Origin of the sequence: Lysobacter defluvii IMMIB APB-9 = DSM 18482 (assembly GCF_000423325.1) — a bacterium.
Lineage (GTDB): Bacteria > Pseudomonadota > Gammaproteobacteria > Xanthomonadales > Xanthomonadaceae > Novilysobacter > Novilysobacter defluvii.
In genome coordinates this window covers 40,900-65,755 of record NZ_AUHT01000006.1, presented here as the reverse complement: position 1 = coordinate 65,755, position 24,856 = coordinate 40,900, and the positions used below count along the sequence as shown (strand labels likewise).

At 69.8% G+C, this 24,856-nt stretch carries 21 protein-coding genes and 1 riboswitch; of the genes, 9 read left to right on the top strand and 12 right to left on the bottom strand.

Annotated elements, in window-relative coordinates; genetic code table 11:
- Window positions 1–31 precede the first annotated feature (31 nt).
- Together G545_RS0104730 and G545_RS13545 are read right to left on the bottom strand one after the other, a co-directional pair.
- Complete coding sequence (locus G545_RS0104730; protein WP_027069391.1) at window positions 32–3,157, bottom strand: efflux RND transporter permease subunit; 3,126 nt, start codon at window positions 3,155–3,157, stop codon at window positions 32–34.
- Complete coding sequence (locus tag G545_RS13545) at window positions 3,154–4,275, bottom strand: efflux RND transporter periplasmic adaptor subunit (RefSeq protein ID WP_244874614.1); 1,122 nt, start codon at window positions 4,273–4,275, stop codon at window positions 3,154–3,156. Before G545_RS13545 ends, G545_RS0104730 begins: the two co-directional genes overlap by 4 nt.
- 238 nt (window positions 4,276–4,513) lie before the next feature.
- Here G545_RS13545 and cysK point away from each other — a divergent pair, with 238 nt between their 5' ends.
- Window positions 4,514–5,470, top strand: coding sequence for a cysteine synthase A (cysK, locus tag G545_RS0104720; protein WP_027069390.1), 957 nt, complete (start codon window positions 4,514–4,516; stop codon window positions 5,468–5,470).
- Window positions 5,471–5,491: 21 nt separating this feature from the next.
- Here the strand turns inward: cysK and acs are convergent, their stop codons facing one another.
- The 4 genes from acs to G545_RS0104700 all read right to left on the bottom strand — a co-directional run bounded on the left by acs (window position 5,492) and on the right by G545_RS0104700 (window position 11,384).
- On the bottom strand, window positions 5,492–7,435 hold the full coding sequence (gene acs / locus G545_RS0104715; RefSeq protein ID WP_027069389.1) for an acetate--CoA ligase: 1,944 nt from the start codon (window positions 7,433–7,435) through the stop codon (window positions 5,492–5,494).
- A gap of 121 nt (window positions 7,436–7,556) precedes the next feature.
- Window positions 7,557–8,567, bottom strand: coding sequence for a class I fructose-bisphosphate aldolase (locus tag G545_RS0104710; protein ID WP_027069388.1), 1,011 nt, complete (start codon window positions 8,565–8,567; stop codon window positions 7,557–7,559).
- Between the two features lie 88 nt (window positions 8,568–8,655).
- The gene (gene pyk / locus G545_RS0104705) at window positions 8,656–10,119 is read right to left on the bottom strand and encodes a pyruvate kinase (RefSeq protein ID WP_027069387.1); all 1,464 of its coding nucleotides are present in this window, start codon (window positions 10,117–10,119) and stop codon (window positions 8,656–8,658) included.
- 86 nt (window positions 10,120–10,205) lie between these two features.
- Complete coding sequence (locus G545_RS0104700) at window positions 10,206–11,384, bottom strand: phosphoglycerate kinase (protein WP_027069386.1); 1,179 nt, start codon at window positions 11,382–11,384, stop codon at window positions 10,206–10,208.
- Between the two features lie 154 nt (window positions 11,385–11,538).
- Window positions 11,539–11,747: riboswitch (cobalamin riboswitch) on the top strand.
- Window positions 11,748–12,092: 345 nt separating this feature from the next.
- On the opposite strand from G545_RS0104700, the gene G545_RS0104695 reads away from it, so the two are divergent.
- Genes G545_RS0104695 through G545_RS0104685 form a run of 3 tightly spaced genes read left to right on the top strand, consistent with a single transcriptional unit; the run spans window position 12,093 to window position 15,883 of the window.
- A complete protein-coding gene (locus G545_RS0104695; RefSeq protein WP_081677730.1) occupies window positions 12,093–14,432 on the top strand; it encodes a ribonucleoside-diphosphate reductase subunit alpha in 2,340 nt (779 codons plus the stop codon).
- Window positions 14,433–14,460: 28 nt separating this feature from the next.
- A complete protein-coding gene (locus G545_RS0104690; protein ID WP_027069384.1) occupies window positions 14,461–15,486 on the top strand; it encodes a ribonucleotide-diphosphate reductase subunit beta in 1,026 nt (341 codons plus the stop codon).
- The gene (locus G545_RS0104685; protein WP_036135943.1) at window positions 15,473–15,883 is read left to right on the top strand and encodes an acyl-CoA thioesterase; all 411 of its coding nucleotides are present in this window, start codon (window positions 15,473–15,475) and stop codon (window positions 15,881–15,883) included. Before G545_RS0104690 ends, G545_RS0104685 begins: the two co-directional genes overlap by 14 nt.
- An 18-nt stretch (window positions 15,884–15,901) precedes the next feature.
- Here the strand turns inward: G545_RS0104685 and G545_RS0104680 are convergent, their stop codons facing one another.
- Window positions 15,902–16,306, bottom strand: coding sequence for a group III truncated hemoglobin (locus G545_RS0104680; protein WP_036135953.1), 405 nt, complete (start codon window positions 16,304–16,306; stop codon window positions 15,902–15,904).
- Window positions 16,307–16,367: 61 nt separating this feature from the next.
- Window positions 16,368–16,832, bottom strand: a complete 465-nt coding sequence (gene azu / locus G545_RS0104675) for an azurin (protein WP_052106521.1) — start codon at window positions 16,830–16,832, stop codon at window positions 16,368–16,370.
- 164 nt (window positions 16,833–16,996) lie between these two features.
- On the opposite strand from azu, the gene fdxA reads away from it, so the two are divergent.
- Window positions 16,997–17,326 carry a ferredoxin FdxA gene (fdxA, locus tag G545_RS0104670; RefSeq protein ID WP_027069380.1) on the top strand — a complete coding sequence of 110 codons (330 nt, stop codon included), beginning with the start codon at window positions 16,997–16,999 and terminating at the stop codon, window positions 17,324–17,326.
- A 90-nt stretch (window positions 17,327–17,416) separates the two neighbouring features.
- Here the strand turns inward: fdxA and gap are convergent, their stop codons facing one another.
- Window positions 17,417–18,418, bottom strand: coding sequence for a type I glyceraldehyde-3-phosphate dehydrogenase (gene gap / locus G545_RS0104665; RefSeq protein WP_027069379.1), 1,002 nt, complete (start codon window positions 18,416–18,418; stop codon window positions 17,417–17,419).
- Window positions 18,419–18,605: 187 nt separating this feature from the next.
- Here gap and G545_RS0104660 point away from each other — a divergent pair, with 187 nt between their 5' ends.
- Window positions 18,606–19,226, top strand: a complete 621-nt coding sequence (locus G545_RS0104660; RefSeq protein WP_027069378.1) for an OmpW/AlkL family protein — start codon at window positions 18,606–18,608, stop codon at window positions 19,224–19,226.
- A 49-nt stretch (window positions 19,227–19,275) separates the two neighbouring features.
- The gene (locus tag G545_RS0104655) at window positions 19,276–20,109 is read left to right on the top strand and encodes a S1/P1 nuclease (protein WP_052106520.1); all 834 of its coding nucleotides are present in this window, start codon (window positions 19,276–19,278) and stop codon (window positions 20,107–20,109) included.
- A gap of 13 nt (window positions 20,110–20,122) precedes the next feature.
- Here G545_RS0104655 and G545_RS0104650 read toward each other — a convergent pair whose 3' ends face one another.
- Window positions 20,123–20,605, bottom strand: coding sequence for an OsmC family protein (locus G545_RS0104650; protein ID WP_027069376.1), 483 nt, complete (start codon window positions 20,603–20,605; stop codon window positions 20,123–20,125).
- Between the two features lie 221 nt (window positions 20,606–20,826).
- Here G545_RS0104650 and G545_RS0104645 point away from each other — a divergent pair, with 221 nt between their 5' ends.
- Both G545_RS0104645 and G545_RS0104640 read left to right on the top strand, forming a co-directional pair.
- Entirely contained in the window at window positions 20,827–22,032 is a 1,206-nt protein-coding gene (locus G545_RS0104645) for an HD-GYP domain-containing protein (RefSeq protein WP_036135941.1), read from the top strand.
- Window positions 22,029–23,291 (top strand): putative bifunctional diguanylate cyclase/phosphodiesterase, encoded by a 1,263-nt coding sequence (locus tag G545_RS0104640; RefSeq protein ID WP_027069374.1) that lies wholly within the window; start codon window positions 22,029–22,031, stop codon window positions 23,289–23,291. The genes G545_RS0104645 and G545_RS0104640 overlap by 4 nt, the downstream gene beginning before the upstream one ends.
- Here the strand turns inward: G545_RS0104640 and G545_RS13540 are convergent.
- Both G545_RS13540 and G545_RS0104630 read right to left on the bottom strand, forming a co-directional pair.
- Entirely contained in the window at window positions 23,288–24,481 is a 1,194-nt protein-coding gene (locus tag G545_RS13540; RefSeq protein WP_052106519.1) for a TonB family protein, read from the bottom strand. The two genes, G545_RS0104640 and G545_RS13540, sit on opposite strands and share 4 nt — an antisense overlap.
- Window positions 24,468–24,839 (bottom strand): BlaI/MecI/CopY family transcriptional regulator, encoded by a 372-nt coding sequence (locus tag G545_RS0104630; RefSeq protein WP_027069373.1) that lies wholly within the window; start codon window positions 24,837–24,839, stop codon window positions 24,468–24,470. The genes G545_RS13540 and G545_RS0104630 overlap by 14 nt, the downstream gene beginning before the upstream one ends.
- Window positions 24,840–24,856 lie beyond the last annotated feature (17 nt).

Sequence of the window (24,856 nt, the reverse complement as noted above, 5' to 3'; positions counted from 1 at the left end):
GCCACCACCGCCACAGGCGGAGTGTGGCGCCTTACGCGTGGCCCCCGACTTCGGGCGTCTCCGCCTCGAGCTTCTCCAGCTTGCGGGTGACCGCGAGCGGGGAATCGGTGAAGCGCGCCAGCAGCATGTAGAAGGCCGGCACCACGAACAGCGACAGCAGGGTCGCCAGCGACACGCCGGAGATGATCACCACGCCGATGGTGCTGCGGCTCGCCGAGCCGGGGCCTCCGGCCAGAACCAGCGGCAGGGCGCCGAAGGCGGTCGCGATCGAGGTCATCAGGATCGGCCGCAGGCGGATGCGCGCGGACTCGATAATCGCCTGCTGGATGCTGCGGCCGTCGTCGCGCAGCTGGTTGGCGAACTCGACGATCAGGATGCCGTTCTTCGCCGCCAGGCCCACCAGCATGACGATGCCGATCTGGCTGAACAGGTTGAGCGTGCCGCCGGTGAGCGCCAGGCCCACCAGCGCGCCCAGCACCGCGAGCGGCACCGTCAGCATGATCGTGAACGGATGCACGAAGCTCTCGAACTGCGCCGCAAGCACCAGGTACACCACCAGCAAGGCCAGGGTGAAGGTCAGCACCACCGCGCCGCCGGCCTTCTGGAACTCGCGCGACTGGCCCTTCCAGTCGATCTGCGCGTACTCGGGCAGTTCCTCGCGGGCGACCTGCTCCAGGAACGCCATCGCCTCGCCCATGTTGTAGCCCGGCGCCAGGCCGGCGCTGATGGTGATCGCCCGCATCCGGTTGAAGCGGTTGAGGGTGCCGGCCTCGGCGACCTCGGTCAGCGTCACCAGGTTGGACAGCGGAACCAGCTCGCCACTGCGGGACCGCACGCGGATCTGCGACAGGTCGGCCGTGCTGGCGCGGTTCTCGCGTCCGGCCTGCACCACCACGTCGTACTCCTCGCCGTCCTGCACGAAGGTGGTGACCCGGCGGCTGCCCATCATGGTTTCAAGCGCCTGGCCGATCGCGGCCACGCTCACGCCCAGGTCGGAGGCACGCTGGCGGTCGATCTGCACCCGCATCTGCGGGCGGGTTTCCTTGTAGTCGGAGTCGACCGAGAAGAAGCCGGGGTTGGCTTCCATGCGCTCGACCATGGTGTCGCGCCACTCGGCGATCTCGCTGTACTCGGGGCCGCCGAGCACGATCTGGATCGGGTGCCCGCGCCCACCGACCAGGCCGCCGCCCACGCGCGGCTGCGCCTGCACGCCCGGCAGCACCGATAGCTCCTGGCGCATGCGCTCGGCGATCTCGGCGGTGCTCTCGTCGCGCTCGTCCCAGTCCTGCAGGAAGACGATCACGTTGCCGGTGTGCATCTCCTCGCTCGCGCCCCAGCCGCCCGGGACGCGGCTGTTGAACCGGCGGATCGACTCCTCCGGCCCGGTGTTGCGCATGAAGATGTCCTCCACCTGCTGCATCTGGCCGACGGTGTAGTCGAAGCCGGCACCCTCGGGCCCCAGCACGGAGACGAAGAACGACCCGCGGTCCTCGGACGGGGCAAGTTCGGAGGGCACGAAGCGGATCAGCCCGTAGCTCAGCGCCAGCGCACCGAGCATCACCGCTGCCAGCAGCCAGCGGTTGGACAGGTGCCGCTCCAGCAGCCCGGCGTAGCCGTTCGACAGCGCCGACAGGCGCTCGTTGACCCAGTTGTTGATGCGCCCGGAGTTCTCCTTGCCGTGCGGGCGCACCAGCTTGGAGGACATCATCGGCGTCAGCGTCAGGGCCACGAAGGCGGACAACGCCACCGCACCGGCCAGGGTCACCGACAGCTCGCGGAACAGCCGCCCGGTGTTGCCCTCCATGAAGCCCACCGGCAGGAACACCGCGACCAGCACGGTGGTGGTGGCGATCACCGCGAAGGCGACCTGCTTCGTACCGCGCGACGCGGCCACCAGCGGCGGCTCGCCCAGGTCGGCGCGGCGCTGGATGTTCTCCAGCACGATGATCGCGTCGTCCACCACCAGCCCGATCGCCAGCACCAGCGCCAGCAGGGTCAGCAGGTTGATGGAGTAGCCGAACAGGTACAGCGGGATGAACGCGGCCAGCAGGCAGACCGGCACCGTCACCGCCGGGATCAGGGCGGCGCGGAAACTGCCCAGGAACGCCCAGATCACCAGCAGCACCAGCGCCATGGCCTCGGCCAGGGTCCAGTAGACGCGCTTGATCGAGGCGTCGATGAACACCGTGTCGTCGTAGGCGACGAAGATCTCGGTGCCTTCGGGAAGGGTGGCCTGGATCCGCTCGGCCTCTGCGCGGGCCGCTTTCACCACGTCCAGCGCGTTGGCGGTGGAGGTCTTGACGATGCCCAGGCCGACGTTGGACTGGCCGTTGCTCTTGTAATAGGCGCGGCGCTCGGCCGAGCCCAGCTCGACCTCGGCGATGTCGCCGATGCGCACCACGTAGCCATCCGGCCCCTCGCGGATCGGCACCTGGGCGAACTGCGCCGGCTCGCGGTACTGGCGCTCCACGCGCAGGGTGAAGTCGCGGTCGGTCGACTCGATCCGGCCGGCGGGGAGCTCCACGTTCTCGGCGCGCAGCGCGGCCTCCACGTCGCCGGGCGTGATGCCACGCGCGGCCATGGCGGCACCGTCGAGCCAGATCCGCATCGCGTAGCGCTGGCGGCCGCCGAGGCGCACCTGGGACACGCCGTCCAGGCTCGACAGGCGGTCCTCCACGTAGCGCTCCGCGTAGTCCGACAGCTCCATGGTGTCCATCGTCGTCGAGCTCATGTTGAGCCAGACCACGGTGTCGGAGTCGCTGTCGGCCTTGCGTACCTCGGGCGCGTCGGCCTCGTCGGGCAGGCGGTCGACGATGCGGCTGATCGCGTCGCGCACGTCGTTGGCGGCGGCCTCGATGTCACGCTCCAGGGTGAACTCCAGGGTGACCCCGGCGCGGCCGTTGCGGCTGTTGGCGGAGATCAGCTCGATCCCCTCGATGCCCGACAGCGCATCCTCCAGCACCTGGGTGACGCGGGTTTCCACCACCGCGGCCGACGCGCCCGGATAGTCGACGCTCACGGAGACGATCGGGGGATCGATCGCGGGCAGCTCGCGGAGGGTCAGCTTGGAGTAGGCAGTCAGGCCCAGCACCATGATGAGCACGCTCATCACGGTGGCGAAGACCGGCCTGCGGATGGAGAGCTCGGAGAGTTTCACTGCGCGCCACCGGCCAGTGCGGGTGCCACCGGGGCCTCACCGGAGGATTCGGGAAGGGCCGGCGCGGGCGCGCCAGTGACCGGGGTCGCGTCGACCTGCATGCCCGGGCGCAGCTTGCCGGTGCCGTCGACCACGATCCGGTCGCCCGGCTCAAGGCCCTCCACCACCTCGGCGCGCCCTTCGACCCGGCCGCCGACCAGCACGTCGGCCCTCTCCACGGTGTCGTCCTCGCGCAGGCGGAACACGTAGGAGCTGCTGCCCACCTGCACGATCGAAATCTCCGGAACCACCAGTGCCTCGCGGGTCGGGCGGATCAGCGTGGTCTGCATCAGCATGCCGGGGCGGAGCAGGTGGTTGGGGTTGGCGAAGGCGCCGCGCACGGTGAGCGAGCGGGTTGCCGGATCGATGCGGGTGTCGATGTGCTCGACGATGCCTTCGAACACCCGGTCCGGCCAGGCGGAGCTGATGCCGACCAGCCGCTGCCCCACGCTCAGGCTGGACAGGAAGGTTTCCGGCACCGGGACGTCGGCATAGACGCGGTCGATCGCATCCAGCGTCGCAATCGGGGTGCCCGGGGTGACCAGCGCACCCGGGCTGACCTGGCGGGTACCGAGCACGCCGGCGAACGGCGCGCGCACGACGCGGTCCGCCAACTGGGTACGGATCTGCTGCACCCGCGCGCGTGCGCTGTCGCGGATGGCGCGCTGGGAGTCCAGCTGGGAGCGCGCGATGAGCTGCCCGCTGTCGAGCTCGGCCAGGCGCGAGTACAGCTGGGCCGCCTCGGCCGCCGCGGCCTCGGCCTCGGCCAGCTCGGCGCGCTGGCGATCGCCGCTCAGGGTCACCAGCGGCGCGCCGGCCGTGACCACGTCGCCGCTCTCGAAGTGGACCTGCTCGACCGTCTCGCTGACCTTGGCCGTGATCGTCACCGACTCCCTCGCGGTCACCGTGCCCAGCGCCCGCACCGTGTCGTTCCAGGGCTGCAGGTCGACGCGGGTCGCGGTCACCGGTACCGCCGCGGGTCCTCCGTCCGGGCCCTCGGGACCTTCGCCACAGGCCACCAGTGCCGTGATGGAAAGGAGGACACAGGCGGCACGCAGCAGGAAGGGAGGCATCGGCATCATCGGGCAGGGGAAATTGGGAGGGCCGCACGGGCCGGAATGGCAGGCGGACGGTGCAGTCTAGGTGCCCCCGGGTAACGGGTGCGTAGGCCAAAGGTTGACGGAAGCACAGGCTCGCCCGATCCGGCAAAGCGGCCGTCCCATCCCGGACAACCCGTTGTTCCCGTGGCGTTGTCACGGGCTGCCGGACCGCTGTGGCAGTCTGGCCGCCCACGTCGAACCGGCACGGAGCCCCCCCATGATCCACGACAGCATCCTGGACACCATCGGCCGCACCCCGGTGGTGCGCCTGAACAGGCTCGCCCCCGAGGGCATCGAGCTCTACGCCAAGGTCGAGGCGTTCAATCCCGGCGGCTCGGTCAAGGACCGGCTCGCCCTGGCCATCATCCTCGACGCCGAGGAGCGCGGGCTGCTCAAGCCCGGCGACACGGTGGTCGAGGCCACCAGCGGCAACACCGGCGTCGCCCTGGCGATGGTCTGCGCCGCCCGCGGCTACAAGTTCGTCGCGGTGATGACCGAGACCTTCTCGATCGAGCGCCGCAAGCTGATGCGCGCCTACGGAGCCAAGGTGATCCTGACCCCGGCCGCCGAGCGCGGCACCGGCATGGTGCGCAAGGCCGCCGAGCTGGCGAAGGAGAAGGGCTGGTTCCTGGCCAACCAGTTCGCCAACCCCGCCAATCCCGCCTGGCACCGCAACACCACCGCGGCGGAAATCCTGCAGGACTTCGCCGGCCGCCGGCTCGACCACTTCGTCAGCGGCTGGGGCACCGGCGGCACCCTGACCGGCGTCGGCCAGGTGCTGAAGGTGGCGCGGCCCGGCGTGAAGATCACCGCCTGCGAGCCCGCCGTCGCCTCCATGCTGGCCGGCAAGGAATGGAGCCCGCACAAGATCCAGGGCTGGACGCCGGACTTCGTGCCGGAAGTGCTCGATCGTGAAGTGGCCGACCAGCTCCTGGCGATCGACGACACCGTCGCCCGCGACACCGCGCGCAGGCTGGCCGCGGAGGAAGGCATCTTCTGCGGCGTGTCCGCCGGCGCCACCGTGGCGGCGGCGCTGGAGGTGGCGAAGTCGGCGCAGCCGGGCGCGGCGATCCTCGCCATGCTCCCGGACACCGGCGAGCGCTACCTGAGCACCTTCCTGCTGGAAGACCTGCCCGAAGGCTCCGACGACGAGTGGCTCGCCGGCCTCCCCTGAGGCCGGCCCGGGCCGGCGGGCTCAGCGGTTCCGCCGGCCCGCCAGCAGTCCCTCGACCACGCCGGGATCCGCCAGCGTGCTGGTGTCGCCGAGCTGGTCCGGCGCGCCCTCGGCGATCTTGCGCAGGATGCGTCGCATGATCTTGCCCGAGCGGGTCTTGGGCAGTGCCGGCGCCCACTGCAGGATGTCCGGCGTGGCCAGCGGCCCGATATGGCTGCGCACGTGGGCGACCAGTTCGCGGTGCAGCTCCTCGGTCTCCGTCTCCCCGGCGACCAGGGTCACGAAGGCGTGGATGCCCTGCCCCTTCACCTCGTGGGGGAAACCCACCACCGCCGCTTCCGCCACCTTCGGGTGCAGGACCAGCGCGCTCTCGACCTCCGCGGTGCCGATCCGGTGCCCGGAGACGTTGATGACGTCGTCCACCCGCCCGGTGATCCAGTAGTAGCCGTCGGCGTCGCGCCGGGCGCCGTCGCCGGTGAAGTACATCCCCGGGTACGCCGCGAAGTAGGTGTCGAAGAAGCGCTTGTCGTCGCCGTATACAGTGCGCATCTGCCCGGGCCAGGAGTCCAGGAGCACCAGGTTGCCCTCGGCCTCCCCTTCCAGCAGCTTGCCTTCGGCGTCCACGATCCCCGGCTGCACGCCGAAGAACGGGCGGGTCGCCGAGCCGGGCTTCGCCGGCCAGGCGCCCGGGAGCGGCGAGACCAGGATTCCGCCGGTCTCGGTCTGCCACCAGGTGTCGACCACCGGGCAGCGGCCGCCGCCGACCACCTCGTGGTACCAGCGCCAGGCTTCCGGGTTGATCGGCTCGCCGACGGTGCCAAGCAGGCGCAGCGACTTGCGCGAGGTCTTCTCCACCGGTCCGCTGCCCTCGCGCATCAGCGCGCGGATGGCGGTCGGGGCGGTGTAGAAGATGGTGACCTGGTGGCGGTCGACCACCTGCCACGGGCGTGAAGCATCCGGCCAGGTCGGGATGCCTTCAAACACCAGCGAGGTCGCGCCGTTGGCCAGCGGTCCGTAGACCACGTAGCTGTGCCCCGTCACCCAGCCGACGTCGGCGGTGCACCAGTAGACGTCGTCCTCCTTGAGGTCGAACACGCACTCGTGGGTGTATGCCGCGTACAGCAGGTAGCCCCCGGTCGTGTGCAGCACCCCCTTGGGCTTGCCGGTGGAACCAGAGGTGTAGAGGATGAACAGCGGGTCCTCCGCGTTCATCCGCTCCGGCTCGCAGGTGTCGGGCTGGCCGTCGACGACCGCGTGGTACCAGCGGTCGCGCGGCTGCTGCATGTCGATGGCGCCGCCGGTGTGGCGCACGACCAGCACGGTGGCCACGCTGTTGGTCCCCGGCAGCTTCAGCGCAGCGTCCACGTTGTCCTTCAGCGGCACCCGGCGGCCGCCGCGCACGCCCTCGTCGGCGGTGATCACCAGCTTGGCGCCGCTGTCGCGGATGCGCTCGGCGATGGAGTTGGCCGAGAAGCCGCCGAACACCACGGTGTGCACCGCGCCGATCCGTGCACAGGCGAGCATCGCCACCACCGCCTCCACGATCATGGGCAGGTAGACGATGACCCGGTCGCCCTTGCCGATCCCCAGGTTGCGCAACGCGTTGGCCAAGCGGCAGACACGGGCATGCAGCTCGCGGTAGCTGACGTGCGTGGCCTCGCCGGACGGGTCGTCGGGCTCGAAGACCAGGGCGGCCTTATTCCCTCGCGTGGCCAGGTGCCGGTCCAGGCAGTTCACGCTGGCGTTGAGCTCGCCGTCGGCGAACCAGCGGATGTGGAAGTCCTCGCGGTCGAAGCTCGCCTCGCGGATGCGGGTGGGCGCCTTCATCCACTCCAGCCGCCCGGCGATCCGGCCCCAGAACGCGTCCGGATTCCGGATGGACTCCGGGTAGTCGCGCTCGTAGTCGGCCGCGGTGACATTGGCCCGGGCGGCAAAGTCCGCGGGCACGGGGTACAGGTCGGTCATGGCTTCACCCTGGAAACGTGCGGGTCCAGTGTGCCGCATGTACCCGGCACCGGCACCGGGCGCGGAAACGAAGACGCCGGCACTGGGCCGGCGTCCTCCGGTCACGCGGGTGCAGCTGGGATCAGGCGTCCTTGCTCCACTCGCCGAGCGCGGCCAGGCCGTTCTCGCGGGCGCGGGCGTAGACGGTCTCCTGCGCCTTGGCGACGTTGCCGGTCATGTCCTCGGCCCAGATCTTCAGGGCGGCGGACTGCATGGCGCGGCCGTAGCTGAAGCTCAGCGGCCAGGGCTTCTCACCCATGCGGTTCATCGCGTCCAGGTGCGCGGTGGCGTCCTCGTCGGACTGGCCGCCGGACAGGAACACGATGCCCGGCAGGGTGGCCGGCACGGAGGCCTTCAGGCAGTGCAGGGTCGCCGCGGCGACTTCCTCGATGGAGGCCTGCTCCTCGGCGTCCTTGCCCGGCAGCACCATCGAGACCTTCAGGATGGTGCCCTCGAGCATCACGTTGTGCTCGTACAGCGCCGAGAACAGCGTGCGCAGCACGACCTCGGTGACCTCGTAGCAGGTATCGATGTCGTGGTCGCCGTCGAGCAGGATCTCCGGCTCGACCATCGGCACCAGGCCCTGCTCCTGGCACAGCGCGGCGTAGCGGGCCAGCGCGTGGGCATTGGCGTCGATGCAGGTGCCGGTCGGGATGTCCTCGCCGATCCGGATCACCGCGCGCCACTTGGCGAAGCGGGCGCCGAGCTTGTAGTACTCCTCCAGGCGGGCGCGCAGGCCGTCCAGGCCCTCGGTGACCACCTCGTCCGGGAAGCCGGCCAGCGGGTGGGTGCCCTTGTCGACCTTGATGCCCGGGATGATCCCGGCGTCGTTCATGATCTTGGTGAACGGCACGCCGTCCTTGGTGGACTGGCGCAGGGTCTCGTCGAACAGGATCGCGCCGGAGATGTACTCGCCCAGCTTCGGCGTGGTCAGCAGCATCTCGCGGTAGGCGCGGCGGTTCTCCTCGGTGCTCTCGACGTTGACGCTGTCGAAGCGCTTCTTGATGGTGCCGGTCGACTCGTCGATCGCGATGATGCCCTTCCCGGCGGCCACCATGGCCTGGGCGGTTTCGGCAAGCTGTTCGATGCTCATGGACGTCCTGTTGGGGGTGGGTTCGATGGCCGGCCAGTATAGCCGCGCCGCCCCCGTAAAGGCCATTGCGATCAGGCAGTTGCGGCACTCACAGCGCTGCGACCGGCTCCGCCCGTCCGCCCGGGCCGACCTGCAGCAGGCGCAGGGTGTTGGTGGCGCCGTGGGTTTCCATGTGGTCGCCGCCGGTGAACAGCAGCCGGTCGCCTTCCGACAGCAGGTTGACGGCGAACAGCTCGGCGATCGCGCTCTCGGTGGCCTGCCGCAGGTCCATGCCGCGGCTGTCGAAGGGCAGCGGCACCACCGAGCGCATCAGCGCCATCTGCCGGCGCGCCGGTGCGTGGCGCGACAACCCGAAGACCGGCGCGCTGGAACGGAAACGCGACAGGAAGCGCGCGGTGCCGCCGGACTCGGTCATGGCCACGATCGCGCGCACGTCGATGTGCTCGGACAGGAACATCGCCGCCATCGCGATGGCGTGGTCGGCGCGCTGCAGCCCGCGCGGGGCCGCCTCGAAGTCGGTGTCGTGGTGGAACTGGCGCTCGGCGCCCAGGCAGATGCGCGCCATCGCCTCGACCGCCTTGACCGGGTACTCGCCGGCGGCGGTCTCCGCCGACAGCATCACCGCGTCGGTGCCGTCGATCACCGCGTTGGCCACGTCCAGCACTTCGGCGCGGGTCGGCAGCGGACTGTCGACCATCGACTGCAGCATCTGGGTGGCGGTGATCACCACCCGGTTGCGCGCCAGCGACTCGCGGATGATCTTCTTCTGCAGGCCGGGCAGCTCGGCGTCGCCGGTCTCCACGCCCAGGTCGCCGCGGGCGACCATCACCACGTCGCTGGCCTCGATGATCCCGGCCAGGTTGGCGATCGCCTCGGCGCGCTCGATCTTGGACACCAGCGCCGCGTTGCTGCCGGCGGCCCGGGCCAGGCGCCGCGCCTCTTCCATGTCCTCGGCGTTGCGGCAGAACGACACGGCGATGAAGTCCACGCCCATGTCGGCCGCTTCCGCGATCAGCCGCCGGTCGTGGTCGGTGATGGCACCCAGGGACAGGCCGCCGCCCTGCTTGTTCAGGCCCTTGCGGTCCGACAGCGGCCCGTCGTTGAGCACGGTGGTGACGATGCGCTCGCCCTCGATGCGCTCCACCCGCAGCTGGACCATGCCGTCGTCGAGCAGCAACACGTCGCCGGCGGCGAGGTCGCCGGGCAGGCCCAGGTAGCTGACCCCGACCTGCCGGTCGTCGCCCGGGGGCGCGTCGTTGCTGGCGACCAGGTCGAAGCGGGCGCCGGAGCGCAGCTCCACCTTCCCGTCGGCGAACTGCTCGATGCGGATCTTCGGGCCCGGCAGGTCGGCGAGGATGCCGACCTCGCGCCCGACGCGCCGCCCCGCCTCCCGCACGGCTTCGGCGCGTGCGCGCTGCTCGTCGGGCGTGCCGTGCGAGAAGTTCAGCCGCACCACGTCCACGCCCGCGGCCAGTATCGCGTCGAGCACGCCGGGCGCGTCCGTCGCCGGGCCGAGGGTTGCGAGGATCTTGGTGCGGCGCAGGTCGGCCATGGGCGGTGGGTCCGTCAGCTCACGATGCGCCGCAAGCTAGCACAGCCCGCCGGCCGCTCCGCCGTGCATACGAATCCACCGGAGGCTCAGCCGCCGCGCGCCGCCAGCGCCGCAACCGCCGGCAGTTCCTTGCCTTCCAGGAACTCAAGGAACGCCCCGCCGCCGGTGGAGATGTAGGACACCCGGTCGGCGATGCCGTACTTGTCGACCGCGGCCAGGGTGTCGCCCCCACCGGCGATCGAGAAGGCGTCGGAACCGGCGATTGCCCGCGCCAGCGCTTCGGTTCCCTTGCCGAAGGCATCGAACTCGAACACGCCCACCGGCCCGTTCCACACGACGGTGCCCGCACCGGCGATCAGCGAGGCGTACTGCCTGGCCGTCTCCGGACCGATGTCGAGGATCATCTCGTCCCGGCCGACGGCGTCGATCGCCCGGACCGTCGCCGGCGCGTCGGCGGAAAACTCCGGCGCGACGACCACGTCCACCGGCAGCGGGATGTCGGCGCCGCGGGCACGCGCCTGCTCCATGATCTTGCGTGCGGTGTCGACCAGGTCCGGCTCCTGCAGCGAGCGGCCCACGTCGTGGCCCATCGCGGCGATGAAGGTGTTGGCGATGCCGCCGCCGACGATCAGCTGGTCGACCTTGCCCACCAGCGAGGAAAGCAGCTCCAGCTTGGTGCTGACCTTGGAGCCGGCGACGATCGCCAGCAGCGGCCGGGCCGGCTCGTCCAGCGCCTTGCCCAGCGCGTCCAGCTCGGCCATCAGCAGGGGGCCGCCGGCGGCGAGCTTCGCCTGGCGGATCACGCCGTGGGTGGAGGCCTGCGCCCGGTGCGCGGTGCCGAAGGCGTCCATGACGAACACGTCGCACAGCGCCGCGTACTTCCCCGCCAGCGCCTCGTCGTCCTTCTTCTCGCCGGGGTTCATCCGGCAGTTCTCCAGCAGCACCAGCTGGCCGGGCCGTACGTCCACGCCGTCGACCCAGTCGCGCAGCAGCGGCACGTCCATGCCCAGCAGCTCCGACAGGCGGCGCGCAACCGGCGCGAGCGAATCGGACTCGCTCCATTCGCCCTCGACCGGACGGCCCCGGTGCGACATGACCATCACCGCCGCGCCCTTCTCCAGCGCCAGCCGCAGCGTCGGCAGCGCCGCCGTGATGCGCTGCTCCGAGGTGATCCGGCTGTCGGCATCGATCGGCACGTTGAGGTCCTCGCGGATCAGCACGCGCTTGCCGGAGAGGTCGAGGTCGGTCATTCGGACGATGGACATGGGCTTCCCTTGTCTTGGCTGCAGCCGGGCGGGCCGGCGAAGGGCCGTCATTGTCCGCGCGCGCGAGTGGGCGGGCAAACCGCTGCGTTGGCCTGGCAGGGTTGCTCCTGCCGCGCCCCACCACAACTTGTGCGATTGACTCCCGCAATAAACACGATATGTTGTGCTCGTCGGTGCCGGCCTCGCGGTCGGCTGAAAAGGGAAGCCGGTGCGGACCACGGTCCAATTCCGGCGCTGCCCCGCAGCGGTAATGGAAACGAACCCGTCATGGCACTGGGGCGCACGTCCCGGGAAGCGGCGGCAGTAGGAGGAGCCCGGCTCCGCGTCCTCAGCCCGAAGACCTGCCGACAGCCACGCCAAGCACACCGCGTGGTAACCGGCCCAAGGGGCCTCGGGGGAGGACGGCCGGTACCGCAGGGCGACCCATCGGACGCCCGTGGTGCCTGCCTGCGTTTTCCCTGAGTCCCGTGCCCGCGGGGGCAAGGCCGCGCCGTGGCCGCCGTTGCTGGCGGTGACCGGTGCCGCGTCCCCGTGCGTCGTCCCCGAGGGAAGGACGGCGACCCGTGCGTACTGCACCGGAGCTCCACCATGTCCAATGACACCCTGACCGCGCCCGAAGCCGCCACTCCGGCCACAGGCGGAAAACGTCAGCCCCCCCCAAGCGTCGGCACGCCGGACGGTTTCGACCTGGCCCCGCCCGACGGCCCCATGGCAATGACCGTAACGAAGCGCAACGGCAGCCGCGAGCTGGTCGATCTGAACAAGATCGTCCGTGCGGTGCAGCGCTGCTGCACGGGCCTGCACGCCGTCGATCCGATGCGGGTGGCCACCCGCACCATCTCCGGCCTCTACGACGGTGCCACGACCGCGGAGCTGGACGAGCTCTCGATCCGCACCGCCGCCCTGCTGACCGGCGAGGAGCCCGAGTACGGCCGCCTCGCCGCGCGGCTGCTGGCCAACTTCATCGCCAAGGAGGTGTCCGGCCAGGAGATCCACGCGTTCTCCCAATCCATCACACGCGGCCACGAGGTGGGCCTGATCAACGACCGCCTGTTGGAGTTCGTGCAGCTCAATGCGCGCAAGCTCAACGACGCGATCGACCCGTCGCTGGACCTCGGCTTCGACTACTTCGGCCTGCGCACGCTGTACGACCGCTACCTGTTGCGCCACCCGCACACACGCAAGGTGCTCGAGACGCCGCAGCAGTTCTTCCTGAGGATCGCCAGTGCACTCAGCTGGGACGTGCCCGAAGCGATGGCGCTGTACCAGCGCATGGGCAGCCTCGACTACCTGCCCTCCTCACCCACCCTGTTCAACGCCGGCACCCGGCACGAGCAGCTGTCGTCCTGCTTCCTGCTGGATTCGCCGCGGGACTCGCTGGAATCGATCTACCAGCGCTACGGCGATATCGCGCAGCTGTCGAAGTTCTCCGGCGGCATCGGCGTCAGCTGGACACGGGTGCGCTCGCGCGGCGCGCTGATCCGCTCCACCAACGGGCACTCCAACGGGATCGTGCCGTGGCTGAAGACCCTCGATGCCTCCGTCGCAGCGGTCAACCAGGGCGGCAAGCGCAAGGGCGCGGCTTGCGTGTACCTGGAGACCTGGCACGCGGACATCGAGGATTTCCTCGAGCTGCGCGACAACACCGGCGATGAGGCGCGGCGCACGCACAACCTCAACATCGCGAACTGGGTGCCGGACCTGTTCATGGCGCGCGTGGAAGCAGGCGAAGACTGGTCGCTGTTCGACCCGCACGCGGCGCCCGAGCTGACGGACCTGTATGGCGAAGCGTTCGAGGAAGCCTACCGGCAGGCGGAGACGCAGGGCAAAGCCGCGCGGACCATTCCGGCGCGCAAGCTCTACGGGCGGATGATGCGGACCCTGGCCGAGACCGGGAACGGCTGGATGATCTTCAAGGACAAGTGCAACCGGGCGAGCAACCAGACCGCGCAGCCGGGCAACGTCATCCACCTGTCGAACCTGTGCACCGAAATACTCGAGGTCACCTCCGACGCCGAGACTGCGGTATGCAACCTGGGCTCGATCAACCTCGCCCACCACCTGGACGCCGAGGACGGATTCGACTTCGGCAAGCTGGCCGAAACCGTGCGCCTGGCGGTGCGGCAGCTCGACCGCGTGATCGACCTGAACTTCTATCCGATCGGCAGCGCGCGCTCGGGGAACCTGCGCTGGCGGCCGGTCGGGCTGGGATGCATGGGGTTGCAGGACGTGTTCTTCCGTCAGCGCCTGCCCTTCGACAGCGACGAGGCGCGCCGGCTCTCGCGCCGGATCGCGGAGGCCATCTACTTCCATGCCCTGGAGGCGTCCTGCGAGCTTGCACAGGAGCACGGCCGGCACCCCGCGTTCGACGAGACCCGCGCCGCCCGCGGCGAGTTGCAGTTCGACGCCTGGGGGGTCGCGCCCGCCGACCCCGCCCGTTGGGACGCCCTGCGGGCGCGGATCCTCGAGCACGGCCTGCGCAATTCGCTGCTGGTGGCGATCGCCCCCACCGCGACCATTGCCTCGATTGCCGGTTGCTACGAATGCGTCGAGCCGCAGGTGTCCAACCTGTTCAAGCGCGAGACGCTTTCCGGCGACTTCCTGCAGGTGAACCGCCACCTCGTCGGCGAGCTGAAGCGCCTGGGCCTGTGGACGGCGGACATGCGTGACGCGATCAAGCGCGCCGACGGGTCGATACAGGGACTCGAGCAGATCCCGGCACCGCTGCGCGAGGTCTACCGCACGGCGTGGGAGCTGCCGATGCGCTCGCTCATCGACATGGCGGCCGAACGCGGCGCCTTCATCGACCAGTCCGCCTCGCTCAACCTGTTCATGGAGAGTCCGAACCTCGGCGCACTGTCCTCGATGTACATGTACGCGTGGAAGAAGGGACTGAAGACCACCTACTACCTGCGCTCGCGACCTGCCACGCGGATTGCCAAGACCACCGTGGGCCCGGTGTCGTCGGCCGGGATGCCGGCGAAGACGGCTCCCGATGCCCTGGCCTGTTCGCTCGAGAACCCCGAGTCCTGCGAAGCCTGCCAGTAACCACCCCATTACGTTCCGAGGTATCCCGATGTCCACGCTCTCCCTGCGCGAGCCGATGCTGCTCGACCCCGGCTTCGAGCTCACCCTGCGCCCGATGCGTTATCCGCACTTCTACGAGATGTACCGCAACGCGATCCGGAACACCTGGACGGTGGATGAGATCAACTTCCAGATCGACATTTCCGACCTGCACGACAAGATGACCCCCGCCGACCGGCACCTGGTCCACCGCCTGGTCGCGTTCTTCGCCACGGGCGATTCGATCGTCTCCAACAACCTGGTGCTGAACCTCTACCAGCACCTCAATGCGCCCGAGGCGCGCATGTACCTGTCACGCCAGCTGTACGAAGAGGCGCTGCACGTGCAGTTCTACCTGACGGTGCTGGACAACTACCTGCCGGACCCCGAGGAGCGCACGCGTGCGTTCGCGGCGGTCGAGAACATCCCTTCGATCAAGCGCAAGGCGGAGTTCTGCTTCAAATGGATCGATTCGATCCAGGACCTGCGGCGGATCGAGACGCGCGCGGAGCGCCGGCAGTTCCTGCTCAACCAGATCTGCTTCGGTGCCTGCATCGAGGGCCTGTTCTTCTTCGCCGCCTTCGCCTACGTGTACTACTTCCGCTCACGCGGGCTGCTGCCAGGCCTTGCGTCGGGCACCAACTGGGTGTTCCGTGACGAAAGCTGCCACATGGACTTCGCCTTCGAGACGGTCCGCACGGTGCGCGAGGAGGAGCCGGACCTGTTTGACGACGAAATGGAACACCAGGTCTACGACATGCTTGCCGAGGCGATCGAATGCGAGGTGCACTTCGCGGAGGACGTGCTTTCCGGAGGCGTTGCCGGCATCTCCACCCGCGACATGCGCCAGTACCTGCAACACTGTGCGGACAACCACTTCACCCGGCTCGGAATGGAAAGGAAATACAAGGTGGCCAATCCGCTGCCCTTCATGGAACTGCAGGACGTGCAGGAACTGACCAACTTCTTCGAGCGCCGTGTCTCGGCCTACCAGGTGGGGGTACAGGGAGAGGTGGCCTTCGATGCCGCGTTCTGACCTGCCTCCCGCAACGGCGAGCGCGCCCATCGAGGCGCGCCTGCAGGAGATCGTCTTCCCGGATCACACCAACCATTTGGGGACGCTGTTCGGTGGCCAGGCACTGGCGTGGATGGACAAGGCGGCCTTCATCGCCGCCACGCGCTACTCGCGCCGGACGGTCGTGACCGCACGCTCGGAGCAGGTCGATTTCCGGCTGCCGATCCGGCAGGGCCAGCTGGTGGAGACCATCGCGCGGGTGGTCGAGGTCGGCCGCACCTCGATGCAGGTCGATGTCGAACTGGTGGCCGAGGACCTGCTCAGCGGCGAGCGCGAGACCTGCACCCGCGGGCGCTTCGTGATGATCGCGCTGGACAGCCGCGGACGGCCGGTCGCGGTGGATCCGTTGCCGGGCTGAGGACGGCCCCGGGCGTCCTCAGGCCCCGATCACCGGCAGGCCCAGCGCCTTCCCGCCAGGCACCAGGCCGAGCCCGCCGCGCAGGCTGCGGCCGATGCGGGTGGCGTACGCATGCATGCGTTCGGCGTCGTCGGGCAGCAGGAGCTCGCGGCAGGTCTCGAGCCACAGCTCGAGCCATTCGTCGAAGTGCCCGTACTCGATGGGGTGGCCGCGGTGCTTCGCCATCGGGTTGCCCCGGTACGTGCCCGCGCCCAGCGCCACCGACGCCCAGAACGAGACCAGCAGCTGCTTGTGCCCCGGCCAGTCGTCCACCGCGGCATTGAACACCGGGCCCAGCGTGGGATGCACCTGGATCCGGTCGTAGAAGCGGTCGACCAGCGTGGCGATCTGGTCAACCGTCAGGGTGGTGGAATCGCGTGCCATCGTTTCGTCGTTGCACCAAAGCAGAAGGGGCGGCCAATCGGCCGCCCCTTCCATATGGGCCTTACTTGGCGAGGGTCAACTTGCCCTGCATGATCGAGAAGTGGCCGGGGAAGGAGCAGAAGAAGCTGTAGTCCTCGCCCGCCGCGAGCTTCGCGACCGGGATGCTGAAGGTGGTGGACTCGCCACCGCCGACCACCTTGCTGTGGGCAATGACGCGCGCGTCGCCCGGCTTGACGTAGTCGTTGTCCGCACCGGCCTTCATGCCGTCACCGTTCACGCCGGCCATGTCGGCGGTCTTCGTCACCACCACGTTGTGGCCCATGATGTTGGCGGCCAGCTGCCCGGTGTGCTTCAGGGTGACCTTGTACTCCTTGCACGAGGCCGGGACCGACAGCGACTTGGTGCTGAACTGCATCGCGTCGTTGCCCTCGATGGTCGTCGCGCACTCGGCCGCCTGCGCGGAGGGAGCGAAGGCGAAGGCGGCGGCGAGGCCGGCCAGGGCAAGGGCGGAGAACTTGTTGATCATGGTTGACTCCAGTTGGGAGGGGGAACAGGTCCGCTTTCGATGGGCACATTCTGCGCCGTACGGACGGACCGCGAATTGATCCAGGTCAGGGAGTGGCCAGCGGCCGGCCGCGACAATGGGCGCCGTCCGGCAATCGTTCATCTTCGGGAACCGCAACCAGCCCCATGACCCATGTCGTCACCGAGAACTGCATCAACTGCAAGCACACCGACTGCGTGGAGGTGTGCCCGGTGGACTGCTTCCACGAGGGCCCGAACTTCCTGGTGATCGATCCGGTGGAATGCATCGACTGCACCCTGTGCGTGGACGAGTGCCCGGTGGGCGCCATCTACGCCGAGGACGACGTGCCGAAGGGACAGGAGAAGTTCCTCGACATCAACGCCGAGCTGGCGCCGAAGTGGCACGTGATTACCCGCAAGAAGGACGCGCTTCCCGACGCGGAGAAGTGGGACGGCGTGCCCGGCAAGCTGGAACTGCTCGACCGGGGCGACTGAGTTTCCGTACCCCGCCCGGCGGGGTGCACCAGGGGAGGTGTGGAAAGCGGAAGGCCGGGTTTCCCCGGCCTTCCGTTTTTCCGTTGCGGCTTACTTCGCGACGACCCGGACCATCTCCAGGCACTTGTTCGAGTAGCCCCACTCGTTGTCGTACCAGGCGACCAGCTTGACGAAGGTGTCGTCCAGGGCAATGCCGGCCTCGGCGTCGAAGATCGAAGTGCGCGCGTCGCCGCGGAAGTCGGTGGCGACGACCTTGTCCTCGGTGTAGCCCAGCACGCCCTTCATCGCGCCCTCGGCCTGCGCCTTCATCTCGGCGGAGATCTCCTCGTAGGTCGCCGGCTTCTCCAGCTCCACGGTCAGGTCGACCACCGACACGTCGGAGGTCGGCACGCGGAAGCTCATGCCGGTCAGCTTGCCGTTGAGGTCCGGCAGCACCTTGCCGACGGCCTTCGCGGCGCCGGTGGAGGACGGGATGATGTTCTCCAGGATGCCGCGGCCACCGCGCCAGTCCTTGGCCGACGGGCCGTCGACGGTCTTCTGGGTGGCGGTGGCGGCGTGCACGGTGGTCATCAGGCCGCGCTTGATGCCCCACTTGTCGTGCAGCACCTTGGCGACCGGCGCCAGGCAGTTGGTGGTGCAGCTGGCGTTGGAGATGATCGCCTCGCCGTTGTACTTCGCATCGTTCACCCCGTAGACGAACATCGGGGTGGCGTCCTTGGACGGCGCGGACATGATCACCTTCTTCGCGCCGGCGTCGATGTGCTTCTGCGCGGTCTCGGCGGTCAGGAACAGGCCGGTGGACTCGATCACCACGTCGGCGCCGACCTCGTCCCACTTCAGGTTCGCCGGGTCGCGCTCGGCGGTGAGGCGGATGCGCTTGCCGTTGACGATGAGCGTGCCGTCCTCGACCGAGACCTCGCCCTGGAAGCGGCCGTGGACCGAGTCGTACTTGAGCAGGTGGGCCAGGTAGTCCGGCTCGAGCAGGTCGTTGATGCCGACCACCTCGATGTCGTCACCGAAGTTCTGCACCGCCGCGCGCAGGACGTTGCGCCCGATGCGCCCGAAACCGTTGATGCCAACCTTGATCGCCATTTTCTGCCGGGCTCCTGGAGGAGTGTGGGGAAAGCCCGTCATTTTAGCCGATCCGGGCGTTTCGCGCCCGGGCGCGGGGGGGCCATGCATCCGGGGAATTGCCTCCGCCTTGATCCGGCTCAAGGCCGCGGGCGGGGCCCACAAGGAAAATGAACAGGCAACACCCCCACATGAACAAGGAAGCACGATGAAGTCCCGCACTACCCTTGCAGTCGCCGCCGCACTGGCCCTGGCCAGCCTGTCCGCCCCCGCCCTGGCCCAGTCCGCCGGTGACTGGACGGTCGGAATCGGCGCCCACCAGGTCGCCCCCAAGTCCGGCAACGGCACCCTCACCGGCGGGCTTGCGCTCGATGTCGGCGACGACGTCCGCCCCACCGTGACCGCCGAGTACTTCCTGACCGACAACCTCGGCGTCGAGGTACTGGCCGCGCTCCCCTTCGAGCACGACATCGACATCAAGGGCGTGGGCAAGGTCGGCTCCACGAAGCACCTGCCGCCGGTGGTGTCGCTGCAGTACCACTTCGGCACCGGCAAGGTCCGGCCGTTCCTGGGCGCCGGCGTGAACTTCACGAAGTTCTTCGAGGAGGAGACGACGGGAATCCTGGAGGGCAGCAAGCTCGAGCTCGACAGCTCCTGGGGCGTGGCCGGGCATGTCGGCGTCGACTTCGCGGTCAGTGAGCGCAGCTCGATCCGGGTGGATGCGCGCTGGATCGACATCGAGAGCGACGTGAAGGTCGACGGCGTGGAGCTCGGCACCGCGAAGCTCGACCCGATGGTCTACGGCGCGGCCTGGGTGCTCCGCTTCTAGGCCGGCGAGGCAAATCGCCAGCGGGCCATGCCGCGCTATCCTGCGCGGCATGGCCATCTGCTCCCGGAACCTGTTCTTCCCCCTCCTCCTCGCGGCCTCCGCAGTCGCTGCATCGCTGGCGCCGGTACCCGCCGACGCGTGGGGCGCGCAGGGGCACCGCCTCGTGGCCACGCTGGCCTGGGACGACATGTCGCCGGCAGCACGCGCGGAGGCGGAACGGCTCCTGGCGCTGGAACCCGGCGCGACCCTGCCCGGCATCGCGGCCTGGGCCGACGAGCTGCGCGGGTCCGACCCCGACCTGGGCCGCCGCAGCGCGGGCTGGCATTACGTCAACATCGGCGAGGACGACTGCCGGTACCAAGCCGAGAGCGCGTGCCCGGGCGGCAACTGCGTGGTGGGCGCGATCGAGGCGCAGGCCGCGATCCTCGCCGACCCCTCGCGCCCCGACCCGGAACGCCTGCAGGCGCTGAAGTTCGTCGTGCACTTCGTCGGCGACGTGCACCAGCCCCTGCATGCCGGCTTCGGCCATGACAAGGGGGGCAACACCTTCCAGGTGAACCTCGACGGCAAGGGCAGCAACCTGCACCGGGTGTGGGACAGCGGGATGCTCAACACCCGCGGGTTGCACGACGAGGAGTACCACGCGCGCCTCGCGCTGCTGCCGCTGGTGGTGCCCGACCGTCCCGCCCTGCCCCCGGCGGCCCCGCAATGGGCCGAGCAGTCGTGCTCGATCGCCCTGTCGGACGGCTTCTACCCGGAGCGCCCTCGCATCGGCGCCGAGTACGTCGGGCGCTGGCTGCCGATGGCCGAGGAGCAGCTGCGCCGTGCCGGGGTCGAACTGGCGCGGCTGCTGGACGCGGCGCTGGTGCCGGCGAAGCCCTAGCCGGCCGGCAGGCTCAGGAGCCCGCCTCGAAGCTCTTGTCGCCCAGCAGCACGCGCTGGTCGGCATCGCGCACGGTCACCTGCACGTCGATCCCCTTTCGCACGCTCTGGGTCACCGTGCAGAAGTCCTCGAATTTCGCCAGCACCTTGTCCAAGGCCTGGTAGTCGTCGTTGTGACCCGGGAGCTGGAGCTCCACGAACACCTGCGGGATCCGCAGGCGGCCCTCGGCATTGCGCGCCGGCCGGGCGCTGACCTCGGCCCGGATGCCCGACGCCTCCTGGTTACGGTTGACGCGCAGCGCGTGCAACAGGCTGGCGGCGAGGCAATTGGCCAGCGCCGCCAGCAGCAGGTGCTCCGGATCGGGCCCGGCGCCCTGCCCGTTCGGCGGCGGGAGGTCGGTGTGCATCGCGTCCAGCCCGCCGCCTTCGAAGTCGACGCTGAAGCGGTACCCTTCCTCGTGCTGCAGTGTCACCCTGATCTGGTCGTCGGCGCTCATGGCGGTTCTCCCGTGGTGGGGCCCGGCCGCGGCCGGGCGGTAGGGGTTCATCCAAGCACAGCCGCCGTGAGCGGCGGGCACACCGGACCGCAGGGGTAAAGCCGGCGGCGGATTCGCCGATACTGACCAGGACACCGGAGCCCCGCCCCCCCCATGCCACCCCAGATCCATCCCGACCGAAACGTTCCCGGGCACCTGCAGCCGTGCCGCGGCGGTGGCGGATGAAGTTCCACGAGCGCCAGATCCCGGTCGACCGCCTGGCCGAGGGCATGTACGTGTGCCGCCTGGACCGTGCCTGGGAGGGCACGCCGTTCCCGCTGCAGGGGTTCCTCGTCGATTCGGCGGAGGAACTCGACTGGGTGCGGGCGAACTGCGAAACCATCTGGATCGACGTGACCCTCGGCCCGGCGCCGCCGGACGAACCCCGGCAGCAATCGCCCGAGGAACTGCTCGGCAGCCGCCATTACCACGACACCGCCGCCTTCGCCGAGGAACTGCCACAGGCGCACGAAGCCCTGAGCGAGGCGGCGCGGACCGCGGAGCGCCTGTTCACCGGTGCGGCCTCGGGGGGGAGGCTGGATGCGGAGGAGGTCCGCAGCGCCGTCGAGCCGGTGGTGGAAAGCCTGCTGCGCAACGCCGACACGCTGCTGTGGGTCAACGCCCTGCGCGCCAGCGATGGCTACGCCTACAGCCATGCGATCCACTGCAGCATGCTGGCCGCGGCCTTCGGCCGGCACCTGGGCCTGCCGGCGGAACTGCTCGTGGACATGGCGAGCGGCGGGCTGCTGCTCGACATCGGCAAGACCCGGCTGCCGCAGGACCTCCTCACCCGGCCCGGTCCGCTGACGCACGCCGAGATGACCCTGGTGCGCCGGCACGTGGGCCAGGGCGCGGAGGTGCTCGAAGAGTCGGGCGGGCACGGCCCGGACGTCATCGAGATGGTGCGCACCCACCACGAGCGCTGGGACGGGACCGGCTATCCCAACCGCCTGGCCGGGACATCGATTCCCCTGTACGGGAGGATCGCAGCCATCATCGACGCCTTCGACGCGATGATCAGCCCGCGCCCCTGGGCGACCACGCGTTCGCGCCACCAGGCCCTGCAGGTGATCTACGAAGCACGCGACTCCGCCTTCCAGGGCGAGCTGGTCGAGCAGTTCATCTCCTGCCTCGGCGCATTCCCGACCGGCTCCCTGGTCGAGCTGAGCAATGGCCAGGTCGGCGTGGTGATGATGCAGAACCCCTCGCGGCGCCTGCGTCCGCGGATCATGCTGCTGACCGACGCCGACAAGTCGCTGCTGCCGCAGTTCCAGCCGATGGACCTGATGGACCAGCCGGAGGACCTGCCGGCCGACGAGCAGATCAACGTCGTATGCGGCCTCGCGGTGGGAACCTACGGACTGGACCCGGCGGAGTTGTACCTGTGAACCGCGGGCCGCTGGTCGAGGCGCTGGAGTCCATGCTCGCCAGCGCCGGGCCGGACGCCGTGACCGGCGTGATGCTGGTGCGCCTGCAGCGGGTCCGCGACTTCCTGCAGATGTACGGCTACGCCGCGGGCGACCAGCTCGGCGAAACCGCGCACGAGCGCCTGCGCACGCTGCTTCGCCCCAGCGACCGCCTGTACCGGATCGGCGAGTTCGAATTCGTCGCGCTGCTCCCCGGCCTGCACGACATCCAGCACGCCGCGCTCGCGGGTCACCGCGCCGCGCGCGCCTTCGAGCAGCCGCTTTCCCTTGGCGGCTCCGAGGTGATGAACTCGGTCGTGATCGGGGTGGCCACCGCCCCGGCACACGGACGCGACGCCACGACCCTGCTGCGCAACGCAGAGTACGCGTTCACGCGTGCCCTGCAGGGCCAGCAGGGGCCGGTCGCGATCCACCAGGCGGGCGAGGAGCCGCTGCAGGTCCCCTATGCCCGCCTGCGGGAAGCCCTGGGCGCCAACCAGCTGGAAGCCTGGCTGCAGCCGATCCTGGACGTGCAGCACGGCGGGATGGTCGGCGCCGAGTCCCTGAGCCGCTGGAATGATCCGGAGATTGGCCGGGTCCCGCCGGACCGCTTCATCCCGATGGCCGAGCGCACCGGGCTGATCTCCGAGCTGACCTGGTGGAGCATCAACACCAGCCTGCGCCACGTGGCACAGGCCCGGCGCGTCGACCCGACGCTGGGCATCGCCATCAACCTGTCCCCCCGCGTGTTCGGCGAGGCGGGGCTGGTCGAGCACCTGGCATCCACCGCGGCCGTGTGGGACATCCCGCCCGGCGCGGTGACGCTGGAGGTGACCGAGACCGCGCTGATGGTGGACCCGGACGCGAGCGAGCGCCTGCTGCGCCGGCTGTGCGATGCAGGCTTCGGCGTCGCCTTCGACGATTTCGGCACCGGCTATTCGTCGCTGGCGTACCTGAAGCGCTTCCCGGCGACGGAACTGAAGATCGACCGCGCCTTCATCAAGGACCTTCCGCACGCCCCCCGCGCGCTGCCGCTGGTCCGCGCGATCATCGAGCTGGGCCACCAGCTGGGGCTGGTGGTGGTGGCCGAGGGCGTGGAGGACGCGGAAACGCTGGATACGCTGCGGCAGGCCGGCTGCGACCGCGCCCAGGGCTACTTCATCCAGCGGCCGCAACCGGCCGCCGAGTTCCTGCGGGGGCTGGAACCGGGCGCGCGGGTTGCGGCCGGGGCCAGGGGCTAGTTCGCGCCCTGCCCTTCCGGCGGGTCCATGGCGAAGGTGACCGGGACGCGGACGCGGCTGGACACCGGGCGACCGTCCTCCGTCGCCGGGTTGAACAACCACTTGTGCACGGCCTCGACGGCCGCCTCCTCGAACACACCGGCGGGCTCGGCGCTTTCCACCACGACGTCCCGGGGCTTGCCCGACGCGTCCACCTCGACGATCAGCACCACCTTGCCTTCGATCTTCTGCTCGACGGCGTGCGCGGGGTAGCTGGGCGGGTTCAACAGGCGGCTCTCCACGTCGGTCGTCACGGGCGTCGTGCCGCCGGAGGGCTGCGCCGCCCAGCTGGCAAACGCCACGGTGGAGGCCAACAGGCAGGCGGCGGTGGCGCCGGCGAGCCGCCGGCGGGATGACGGCAGGGGTTGCTTCAGCATCGCGATTCTCTCCTTGAGTGGATGGCCGTAGCCCCAGGTGCACGCCAGCGGCAACGGCGACGCCGCAAGCTGGGTCTTCAACATCGCCGCGCCGTACTGGCGCCGCTTTCGTGGGTGGCGTTCGAGCACGCGCTGGTCGCAGGCCAGCTCCTGGTCGTGGCGGAAGTGGCGCCAGGCCAGGTGGACCAGCGGGTTGAACCAGAACAGGCAGCGCAGGGCGATCGCCGCCGCGTTGGCCACCAGGTCGCCGCTGCGGATGTGCAACTGCTCGTGCAGCCGCACCAGTCGGCGCTCGGTATCGTCGTAGCACGACGCGAAATCCGGCGGCACGACGATGCGAGGCCGTACGAGCCCAATCACCGCGGGCAGCCCGTGTGCGCCGGCGGCCTGGTGGAGACCGTCTGCGCGCGGGCGCAACGGCCCCAGCGAGCGGACGAACCGCCGCTGCGCAATCCCGAACAGGGCCGCGCTTGCCAGCACGCCCGCGGCCCACGCCCACAGGAGTGGTGCACTGCCCGCGGCCGCGCCGCCTCCGGCAGCATGCATCTGGAGCGATGCCACGGCCTTGACCACCGCGGGGCCGTGCCTGGTCGGATCCGGCGCGGGCATGGCGACGGCCAGCAGGGCGAGGGGCACGAGGATCCACAGCGCATAGGCGACGCGGGCGCCGAACAGCCGCCGCATGGGTCGGCGGGCGAGCAGCACGGCCGCGACGGCAATGCTGCCGGCGAAGGTCGACTGGGCCAGCCAGGCGAGAAGCTCAGCGCTTGCCATCGTCGATCTCCTCCAGCAGGCGACGCAGCTCGGCGACGTCGGCCTCGTCCAGGCGCCGGTGCTGGCTGAAGTGCGCCACCAGCGGCGCCACCCGTCCCTGGAACAGCCGGTCAAGCAGCCCCGTGCTCTCCTCGAGCACCCAGTCCTCGCGCCGCAGCACGGGGGAGTACAGGTAGCGGCGCCCGTCGCGCTCGGCGCTGATCGCGCCCTTCTTCAGCAGGCGGTTGAGGAGCGTCTTGACCGTGGGCTCCTGCCAGCCGCGGTCGGCGGCGACGGCAGCTACGACCTCATCGGCAACCAGGGGGTGGCGCTGCCAGAGCGCCTCCATGACGACGGATTCGGCTTCGCTGATCTGCACTTGATTACTCGCGTAAA

What these genes read in the sequence shown, in the direction of transcription:
- G545_RS13545 (WP_244874614.1), bottom strand. Translation starts at nt 4,275, where the DNA reads ATGCCGATGCCTCCCTTCCTGCTGCGTGCCGCCTGTGTCCTCCTTTCC.
- cysK (WP_027069390.1), top strand. Translation starts at nt 4,514, where the DNA reads ATGATCCACGACAGCATCCTGGACACCATCGGCCGCACCCCGGTGGTG.
- acs (WP_027069389.1), bottom strand. Translation starts at nt 7,435, where the DNA reads ATGACCGACCTGTACCCCGTGCCCGCGGACTTTGCCGCCCGGGCCAAT.
- G545_RS0104710 (WP_027069388.1), bottom strand. Translation starts at nt 8,567, where the DNA reads ATGAGCATCGAACAGCTTGCCGAAACCGCCCAGGCCATGGTGGCCGCC.
- pyk (WP_027069387.1), bottom strand. Translation starts at nt 10,119, where the DNA reads ATGGCCGACCTGCGCCGCACCAAGATCCTCGCAACCCTCGGCCCGGCG.
- G545_RS0104700 (WP_027069386.1), bottom strand. Translation starts at nt 11,384, where the DNA reads ATGTCCATCGTCCGAATGACCGACCTCGACCTCTCCGGCAAGCGCGTG.
- G545_RS0104695 (WP_081677730.1), top strand. Translation starts at nt 12,093, where the DNA reads ATGGCAATGACCGTAACGAAGCGCAACGGCAGCCGCGAGCTGGTCGAT.
- G545_RS0104690 (WP_027069384.1), top strand. Translation starts at nt 14,461, where the DNA reads ATGTCCACGCTCTCCCTGCGCGAGCCGATGCTGCTCGACCCCGGCTTC.
- G545_RS0104685 (WP_036135943.1), top strand. Translation starts at nt 15,473, where the DNA reads ATGCCGCGTTCTGACCTGCCTCCCGCAACGGCGAGCGCGCCCATCGAG.
- G545_RS0104680 (WP_036135953.1), bottom strand. Translation starts at nt 16,306, where the DNA reads ATGGCACGCGATTCCACCACCCTGACGGTTGACCAGATCGCCACGCTG.
- azu (WP_052106521.1), bottom strand. Translation starts at nt 16,832, where the DNA reads ATGATCAACAAGTTCTCCGCCCTTGCCCTGGCCGGCCTCGCCGCCGCC.
- fdxA (WP_027069380.1), top strand. Translation starts at nt 16,997, where the DNA reads ATGACCCATGTCGTCACCGAGAACTGCATCAACTGCAAGCACACCGAC.
- gap (WP_027069379.1), bottom strand. Translation starts at nt 18,418, where the DNA reads ATGGCGATCAAGGTTGGCATCAACGGTTTCGGGCGCATCGGGCGCAAC.
- G545_RS0104660 (WP_027069378.1), top strand. Translation starts at nt 18,606, where the DNA reads ATGAAGTCCCGCACTACCCTTGCAGTCGCCGCCGCACTGGCCCTGGCC.
- G545_RS0104655 (WP_052106520.1), top strand. Translation starts at nt 19,276, where the DNA reads ATGGCCATCTGCTCCCGGAACCTGTTCTTCCCCCTCCTCCTCGCGGCC.
- G545_RS0104650 (WP_027069376.1), bottom strand. Translation starts at nt 20,605, where the DNA reads ATGAGCGCCGACGACCAGATCAGGGTGACACTGCAGCACGAGGAAGGG.
- G545_RS0104645 (WP_036135941.1), top strand. Translation starts at nt 20,827, where the DNA reads ATGAAGTTCCACGAGCGCCAGATCCCGGTCGACCGCCTGGCCGAGGGC.
- G545_RS13540 (WP_052106519.1), bottom strand. Translation starts at nt 24,481, where the DNA reads ATGGCAAGCGCTGAGCTTCTCGCCTGGCTGGCCCAGTCGACCTTCGCC.